The sequence below is a fragment of the Candidatus Burkholderia verschuerenii genome, assembly GCF_001189365.1.
GTDB classification, from domain to species: Bacteria; Pseudomonadota; Gammaproteobacteria; order Burkholderiales; family Burkholderiaceae; genus Caballeronia; species Caballeronia verschuerenii.
This window is the reverse complement of sequence record NZ_LFJJ01000237.1, coordinates 1-8,100: the sequence shown is the minus strand read 5'-3', so window position 1 is coordinate 8,100 and position 8,100 is coordinate 1. Positions and strand designations below refer to the sequence as shown.

Below are 8,100 nucleotides of genomic sequence, written 5' to 3'. Positions count from 1 at the left end.
GGCGAAGTTCCAAACTCCCAGGAAACCATTCAGATCAATATTGCTTCTGGGAGTTCTGGGAAACACGATCTTCCGGCGGCCCCTTGCCACCCTTGACTTCGACTAATTCTGAAGGGCCGACTTTTTATTGATTGACCGTTCAATATAAACAAACCTATCATCGCCATGAACGCCGTCTTCGGCGATTTGAAACAGGTTCAGCAGAATGCCCAAGCTCGGAATGCGCGAAGTCCGCCGCGCGCAATTGATCGACGCGACGCTCCTCACCATCGATCAGGTGGGACTCGGCGGCGCGACGCTCGCGTCGGTTGCGCAGCGCGCGAGCACGTCGACGGGAATCGTCAGTCATTATTTCGGCGACAAGGACGGCTTGCTCGAAGCCACGATGCGTCACGTGCTGCGCGATCTATGGCTCGGCACCGTGCGGCGTCGTAAGGCAGCGAAGCCCGATCCGCGTTCGAAGCTGCGCGCCATCGTCGCGGCGAATTTCGACGTCGAACAGGTCAACGGACCGGTGATGAAAACCTGGCTCGCGTTCTGGTCGGAGAGCATGCACAAGCCCGAACTGCGGCGTTTGCAGTATGTGAACACGCGGCGGCTGTTTTCGAATCTGTGCGCGGATTTTTCGCGCGAGTTGAACAAGCCCGCCGCGCGTCGTGCGGCCAGCGGCCTCGCCGCGCTCATCGATGGTTTGTGGCTGCGCGGCGCGCTCTCCGGCGAGCCGTTCGATACCAAGGCGGCACTCAGGCTCGCGTACGACTATATCGATCTGATGCTGGACCCGCGGGCTTAGCGCAAGCGCCCAAACAAAAACGGCGCGACCGAAGCCGCGCCGTTCTCTACTGCTTGCGATGCGTTCAGACCGCCATCACGGTGACGGACTTCGTCACAAGATACGGCTCGAGCGCTTCCGGTCCGCCTTCCGAACCGTAGCCCGAATCCTTCACGCCGCCGAACGGCATTTCCGGCCACGGCGTCGCCGGCTGGTTGATCCACAGCATGCCGACTTCCACGCCCTGCGTCAGCAGATGCACGTTCTTGAACGAGCGCGTGAATGCATAGCCCGCAAGACCATACGGCAGACGATTCGCTTCGGCAATCGCGTCTTCGAGCGAATCGAAACCGCGCACCGCCGCGATCGGGCCGAACGGCTCGTTGTTGAAGACATCCGCTTCGAGCGATACATCGGTGATCACGGTCGGCGCGAAGAAGTTGCCCGCCGTGCCGATGCGCTCGCCGCCCGTCGCGATGGTCGCGCCCGACTGGCGCGCGTTGTCGATGACGCTGCTCATCGCGGTCAGACGGCGCGCGTTGGCGAGCGGCCCGAGCGTGGTGCCATCGGTCAGGCCGTCGCCGACCTTCAGGCTTTCGGCGTGCTTGATCAGCGCCGCGACGAAATCCTGCTTGATGCTGTTGTGCACGAGGAAACGCGTCGGCGAAATGCAGACCTGACCGGCATTGCGGAATTTCGCCGCGCCCGATGCCTTCACCGCGAGTTCGACGTCCGCGTCTTCCGCGACGATCACGGGCGCGTGGCCGCCGAGTTCCATCGTCGCGCGCTTCATATGCTGGCCGGCCATCGCGGCGAGCTGCTTGCCGACGGCGGTCGAGCCGGTAAACGTTACCTTGCGGATATCCGGATGCGCGATCAGGAATTGCGAAATCTGCGGCGGATCGCCGTAGACGAGCTGCACGACGCCCTTCGGCACGCCGGCATCGGCGAACGCGCGCACCAGTTCGGCGGGCGATGCCGGCGTTTCTTCCGGCGCCTTCACGATGAACGAACAGCCCGTCGACAGCGCCGCGCACAGCTTGCGCACGACCTGATTGACCGGGAAATTCCACGGCGTGAACGCAGCGACCAGACCGACCGGCTCCTTCACGACAGTCTGTTGCGCGTTGATGTTGCGCGGCGGCACGATGCGGCCGTACACGCGGCGTCCTTCATCGGCGAACCATTCGATGATATCGGCCGCCGAGTTCACTTCGATGCGCGCCTCGGCGAGCGGCTTGCCCTGCTCTTGCGTCATCAGGCGTGCGATGGCGTCCGCGCGTTCGCGGATCAGGCCGGCGGCTTTGCGCATCGTCTGGGCGCGTTCGAGCGCCGTGAGCCTGCGCCAGGTGGCAAAGCCGTGACGCGATGCCGCGACCGCGCGCTCCAGATCGGCGACGCCCGCGCGCGCGACCGTGCCGATCGTCTCGCCCGTGGCGGGATTCACGACATTGATCGTCTCGCGGGATTTCGCGTCGCACCACTCGCCATCGATATAGAGGCGCGTGTCCGTATATCCTGCTGTTGCCATTGATGACCTCCGATACTCCGATAGGGAATTGAATCGCGCGTCTATCTTGCCTGAAATCGCAGCTCCGCGCTTAAATTGCACCGGGCGTCCCAAGTCTTGAGGCACTCGTTTTGCGTGCTAAATTCTTAAGGCATCCGAAGCGATGCTTCGTATGATCGCGGCGAAAGCCTCGGGATTTTCCGCGCAGGAAGTGTGGCCGGTATCGAGCAGATGCAGCGTCGATCCGGGAATCGCGCCCGACAATTCGCGCGCGTGATCGATGGTGCGGGCGGAATCGTGCTCGCCGTGGACGACAGCCGTCGGCACGTCCGCGAGCGCGCTGAGCACGGGCAGCAGATCGGTCACCTGCTGACTGCGGATCGCTTCGATCACGGCTTCCTTGTCGACTTGCGACGGATAGCCACGCACCGCATCGAGCAATGCGCCCTGCGGCAGGCGATGGAAACAGCGCGCGACGAACGCATCCCAGAACGGTTGCGCCCATTCGTTGCGAATCCGCTCGACGAGCGCATCGACGTCGCCGTGCCCGCGCGTATTCGCGCCGCTGTTCGACAGAATCAGCCCTTCGACGCGCGATATCCCGTTCGCACGGGCGCGCAGCGCGGTCAGCACGGCCAGCGGCACACCGAGCGAATGCCCGGCGAGTATCACGCGCGGCGTCCGCGAAATCGACTCGGCGATGCGTGCAGCGATACGCTCAAGATCGTGCGGTCCGTCGGTTTCGAGCCAATGCAGCGCGACGGCGCGCAATCCGCTCAGCTGCGCGCACGATTCGAACACGCGCGGATGACACATCGCGCCCGGAATGCAGACGAGCGTGGGACGCGATGCATCGCCATCGTTCAACAGGGTTTCGGGGATCGCGTTCATCAGGTCGGGTCAGGCGCTCTTGCGAGCCGCTTTACGCAACTCCGCCGCGACGAACGACGCGAAAATCCCCGCGATGCTCGGCCACGTCAAGATATTGTTTTCGTTGATTTCCAGCGCCTTCAGTCCTTGCCGCTCGATGGTGCGCTGCCCGATCGTGCTCGATGCAACGAAGCGGCGCACCAGATCTTCCTGCGCCTTTTTCTCGGCGGACGCGAAGTATTCGCGCGCCGCGCGCACTTCGTCCTGTCGACGCTGATCCGCCGCAGCCTCGGCGGCGGCGACGCTCGCCGCGACCGCGCCCTTGCGCGCGCCCTGCTCGACATCCTTGGCGGCTTCCTTCTCGACGCGCTTGGTCTGCAGCAGCGAAATCTGCTTGTCCGCCTCGGCGACGCGATAATTTTCGGCCAGCGCTTTCATCAGATAGCTCGACGCGCGGCGGATATCGTCGCCCTTGGCAATGCGCCAGCGAACGTAATCGATCGCCTGCTCGATGCGCGCGTCCGTCCATGTGCCGCGATTCTCGCGAATCTGCACGAACTGCTTGTCGGACAGCCCGAATTCCTTGTACAGCGTCAGATAGAGTGACGCGGACGACAGCATGTCGGCATCGGCGGCTGACGCCTCTTCCTTGCGACGGAGCTTGAAGCGAATCTGATCCTTCTTGCGCGAACCCGGCGTGCCCGCGCGCGTTTCGTAGGCGATCTCGATATCGGACAGTTCGTTGATATGTTTGATCGCCGGTTCCAGATAATCGCGCTTGAAGTATTTGAACTCGGCAAAGTTTGCCCAGGATTTTCCCGGCAGACTGCGAATCAGATCGAGCGAAATCCATTCGGTGCGTTCGTGCGGCACCTCGGGCAGAACGTGATCGTAAATGGCGCGCGCGTAGATCAGCTTGAATTTCGACGTGACGAGCAGACTCGTCCAGTACGAGTTTTCGGGATCCTTGATCAGCCGCTGCAGTTCGAGCGGCACGCGAAAGCGAATGCGGCCATTGCGCACGCTGACTCGCCCGATCAGTTCGAGCCAGTCGCCTTCGTCGTCGGTGACGGAGACGAAACCGGCTTGCGCGTCGAGGTCGTCGGCGTCCTCGTCGGCTTCGCTGGGATCGGCGCGGTCTTCGAGCAGCCGGCCTTTCGCGTCGACGGAGACGACCGGGCCGCTGGTCACTTCGAGCATCGCCGATTTCACGCTGCGTACGACGCTCGAAAAGTGCTTCTTGTTATGGCTCTCGTAACGCATGAGCCACTTGAAGAAATTCAGCGAGACCTCGTAGGTATCGGAAATCTCGGGCTCTTGCGCGACGATGAAATACGCCGCATCGACAAACCGGCGCGCCGACAAACCCAGCCCGATGATGCGGGCAAACACGCTGTTCTTTTGATAACCGATGTCCTTGCCCGAGGCGACGGCATCGATCGGTGTTTTCACCGGCGCATTCTCGACGAACAAGTCGAGGGCATATTGAAGCGACGTGACCCGCCTCTCGACGCTGCTGGCCATTGGTCTCTGGGTATTGGATTTTTCGGAAGGTAGAAGAAACTCTAGCACACAGAGGTGAGATGTCGAAATTTTTCTCTCACCTTCTAGCCGAACAACAAGCGGCGACGACACCCGATCTCACCTTAGCGATATCGCCTCTCACCTTTCGTCATGGCGTGCGGCCGGAATCGACCCAATCGTCGCCCTGCTGTGCAATTCGTTACAGCGGCTCTCACCTTTGACTACCGGAACGTCCGATCTCTCACCTATCCCGACAATGAATCTCCCACTCGCGACAGCGCTTCTCACCTTTGCCGGACACCACATCTCACATTTGAGCCCCCAACTCTCACCTTTAGCGCACAAGTTATTGTTTTTAAAGGTTTAGGTTTTGCCTCGTTTGTTAGCTTGTTCGCTCTTTGTATAAAACAATGAACAAACGTCGACAACACATATCCGCGTTGCAGAACACCAAAGGTGAGAACGATTGTCGGCTGACTCAGCATTGGCCGATCGGTGCAGGTTAGGTTCTCGTTTACCGACAACATCTCTCACCTTTCCGGCTCTCTGAAGCGTCCAATGGCAACGTTCAACGACCGATGTCGAGAATTCGATGCGGGCTCCGACATAGACTCTCACCATTTGTTTTGTACAAATACGCGTGTAGTCAAATTGGCTCAGCAAAGGTGAGAGCTTTTGTCGGCGTGTTAATCGGCCGCGTGCTAGTAAAACCGCGCGATTAGTTACGTCAATTTTGACGAAAAAAACAATGAGTTAGCAGCGTTTGTGCGGGTGTGTTCCGACATGGAACCGATCTTCCATGTTTTCCGGTATTCTACGTTTATCCTCAATAACACCGGAAAAACTTCGAAATGGCGAATGTGAGTCAACCGATGCCAATCGATCGAACCGTGACACTTGCGCAAATCAGCGATTTCGCCGATGTGGTCACGGACTACGCAACTGAACTTAGAGACCAAATCCTCGCACCGCGACCGCGCAAAAGCGCGCCTATGTTTACCACGGGGGAAATCGCCGAACTGTGTGGACTGACACGCCAGCAGGTGCACTACCTCGTGGCGAAAAGTGACGGCGTTCTGCCCGAAGGCCAGTCTACCGGAACCGGCCGCAGCCGTAGCCGGATGTTTACCTTAGCTGAGACGCGTACCTGGGTTCAGCGCGTATCGGAGATTTACCAGACTCCGCTGGTCGAAGGGCCGAGCGACGACTTCGAAGGCAAGGTCATCATTACGTCCCAACTCAAGGGCGGTTCGGCGAAGACCACGACGACCATGTGTCTCGCGCAGGGGCTGAGTTTGCGCGGCCGCAAAGTGCTGGTAATCGATCTCGATCCGCAGGCGTCTTTGTCAGAACTCTGCGGACTGTACGCCGAAAAAGAGATCTTCCCCGAAGACACCGTCCTGCCCTTTATCTACGACCAGAAGGTCGAAGGTGGTCTGCTGGGCAAGGTGCAGACGACGTATTGGGATGGGCTCGACATCATTCCGGCGCATACCGAGTTGGTCGGCGCGGAATATCACCTTCCGGCCATGCAGATGAAACTGCCGGGGTTCAAGTTCTGGACGGTTTTGCGCGATGGATTGATGCCTCTGCGCAAGCACTACGACTACATTATTCTGGATACGTCGCCGTCGCTGTCATACCTGAATCTCAATGCACTCATGGCAGCCGATGCGATGGTCATGCCGATGGTGCCCGAAAATCTCGACTTCTTCAGCTCGCTCTCTTTCTGGCGGCTTTTCTCGGACGTGGCGAAATCGTTCATTCGCTATGAGGCCGACAAGAAGTATGACTTCGTTTCCGTGCTCCTTACTCGCGTGAACTACGGGCCTACCGCGTCGACACCGGTTGTGCGTACCTGGGCGCAAGGTGCCTATCGACAGTGGCTGGATCCGTTCGAAGTTCCGGCAAGTTCCGTGATGAGCTCCGGTGCGCTCGCCTTTACCACTGTGTTCGATATCGCCAGCACGCATAGTCAGGCGAAATCACTTGCTCGCGTACGTCAGCCGTTGGTGGATTACTGCCGCTGGGTGGATGACCAATTCGTCAAACAATGGAGGCCCGCGCAATGAGCAATATTCGGGAACAACTGCTCGCCAAGACCGCGGGCATCAAAGCGACCGATGCGCGAAAGCCGGATGCCACGCGTCGCGCCGCACGCACTGAGACCGCGCCGGGAATGGCCGGCGCATTGGCGGCGGCGCAGTTGCGCGTGCAGGAACTCGAGGCGAACGGCACTCCTTCGGAATTGCCGGTCAGCGAGCTCACCCCGAATCCGTGGCAACCTCGTCGGGTGTTTAACGAGGCGAAGCTAGCTGAGCTGGCGGAGTCGATCCGCGAAGTCGGGTTGATGCAACCGATCGTCGCGCGTCGGGTGGGAGACAGCTACCAGATCGTCGCGGGTGAGCGTCGGTGGCGTGCGCACAAGATGCTGGGCGCGGAAATGATCCGGGCCGTCATGATCGAGTGCACCGATCAGGACATGGCGGTTTTGGCACTCGTCGAAAACGTCAGCCGCGACGATCTCACGGATTACGAAATCTCGGCATCGATCCGGCGCTCCGAGCAGGAGTTTCCGGATCGAAAGCGCATGGCCGAGGCGCTGGGTATGTCGCGGGCGGGGCTGTATCGCTACTTTGCGTTTGAAAGTCTGCCGGATTTTATTCGGAAGAGTCTCGACCTGCAGCCTACCCTTCTTGGCGGTCATGCTGCGCAGGATGTGGTGGCGACGCTCAAGAAGACGGGTGAAGACGGGGCGCGCGCGGCGTCCGAGATTTGGCCGGATGTTGTTAACGGGGATTTGCCGCAGGGGAAATATGCCGCGTCGATCGCGATGCTCGCTGCAAAGCGACGGTCTAATGGTGACATTGGCAGCGCGCGGAGTATTGAGAAGTTTTTCTCGGGACGCGAGCAGGCGGGGAATATCACGCGGGACATTGGAAGTTTCACGGTGAAGATTAAGACGGCGATGCTGACTGACGAACAGGAAAGGGAGATTCGCGAAGTCATCGGGCGGCTGTTTTCGACGCAGCCTAAAAGTCACTAAGGATTATTGAACTAGAGTAAGGCCCGCGTAAGCGGGCCTTTTCATTTGTGTCTCCACTGGAGACACAGTGAGGATGGTATTTGCCGCTCCGAAACTCCGTTTTCTGGGGCTCCGGCGTGTCTTTGTGGCGTAGCGCATCTTTGTCTCCAGTGGAGACATACAGCAACTCATCGAGGCTTTGCGGCATGCTCGAAGCATCTCGAAGATGCAGTTGAACGCTAGCCGGTGCGGTTTCAACTTGCAGAGTTCCGAGAGGGTAGCCACGTTCCCTCTCGGAAACGCGGCCCCCGAAGAACCGTACGTGCGAGTTTCCCCGCATACGGCTCGAGCACGGCACGAAGCATCTCACTGATGCCGGTTGCGCTTGTATCAGCACAA

General features: G+C 59.7%; 6 protein-coding genes. 3 read left to right on the top strand and 3 right to left on the bottom strand.

The annotated features are described in order from the left end of the window. The first annotated feature begins 205 nt into the window (after positions 1-205). On the top strand, positions 206-793 hold the full coding sequence (betI, locus tag BVER_RS26085) for a transcriptional regulator BetI (protein ID WP_050455727.1): 588 nt from the start codon (positions 206-208) through the stop codon (positions 791-793). A 64-nt stretch (positions 794-857) separates the two neighbouring features. On the opposite strand, the gene BVER_RS26080 is transcribed toward betI, so the two are convergent. The 3 genes from BVER_RS26080 to BVER_RS26070 form a co-directional block, all read right to left on the bottom strand. Next, positions 858-2,303 carry an NAD-dependent succinate-semialdehyde dehydrogenase gene (locus BVER_RS26080; protein ID WP_050455726.1) on the bottom strand — a complete coding sequence of 482 codons (1,446 nt, stop codon included), beginning with the start codon at positions 2,301-2,303 and terminating at the stop codon, positions 858-860. 117 nt (positions 2,304-2,420) lie between these two features. Then, on the bottom strand, positions 2,421-3,173 hold the full coding sequence (locus BVER_RS26075; RefSeq protein WP_198155383.1) for an alpha/beta fold hydrolase: 753 nt from the start codon (positions 3,171-3,173) through the stop codon (positions 2,421-2,423). 9 nt (positions 3,174-3,182) lie between these two features. Then, positions 3,183-4,604: a replication initiation protein gene (locus tag BVER_RS26070; protein ID WP_232316803.1), complete on the bottom strand. Its 1,422-nt coding sequence runs from the start codon at positions 4,602-4,604 to the stop codon at positions 3,183-3,185. Between the two features lie 923 nt (positions 4,605-5,527). Here BVER_RS26070 and BVER_RS26065 point away from each other — a divergent pair. Together BVER_RS26065 and BVER_RS26060 are read left to right on the top strand one after the other, a co-directional pair. Then, on the top strand, positions 5,528-6,748 hold the full coding sequence (locus tag BVER_RS26065; RefSeq protein ID WP_050455724.1) for a ParA family protein: 1,221 nt from the start codon (positions 5,528-5,530) through the stop codon (positions 6,746-6,748). Then, a complete protein-coding gene (locus tag BVER_RS26060; protein WP_050455728.1) occupies positions 6,745-7,722 on the top strand; it encodes a ParB/RepB/Spo0J family partition protein in 978 nt (325 codons plus the stop codon). Before BVER_RS26065 ends, BVER_RS26060 begins: the two co-directional genes overlap by 4 nt. Positions 7,723-8,100 lie beyond the last annotated feature (378 nt).

Bases quoted from the DNA above. Each gene is read 5' to 3' on its own strand.
- betI (WP_050455727.1), top strand. From the start codon at position 206: ATGCCCAAGCTCGGAATGCGCGAAGTCCGCCGCGCGCAATTGATCGAC.
- BVER_RS26080 (WP_050455726.1), bottom strand. From the start codon at position 2,303: ATGGCAACAGCAGGATATACGGACACGCGCCTCTATATCGATGGCGAG.
- BVER_RS26075 (WP_198155383.1), bottom strand. From the start codon at position 3,173: ATGAACGCGATCCCCGAAACCCTGTTGAACGATGGCGATGCATCGCGT.
- BVER_RS26065 (WP_050455724.1), top strand. From the start codon at position 5,528: ATGGCGAATGTGAGTCAACCGATGCCAATCGATCGAACCGTGACACTT.
- BVER_RS26060 (WP_050455728.1), top strand. From the start codon at position 6,745: ATGAGCAATATTCGGGAACAACTGCTCGCCAAGACCGCGGGCATCAAA.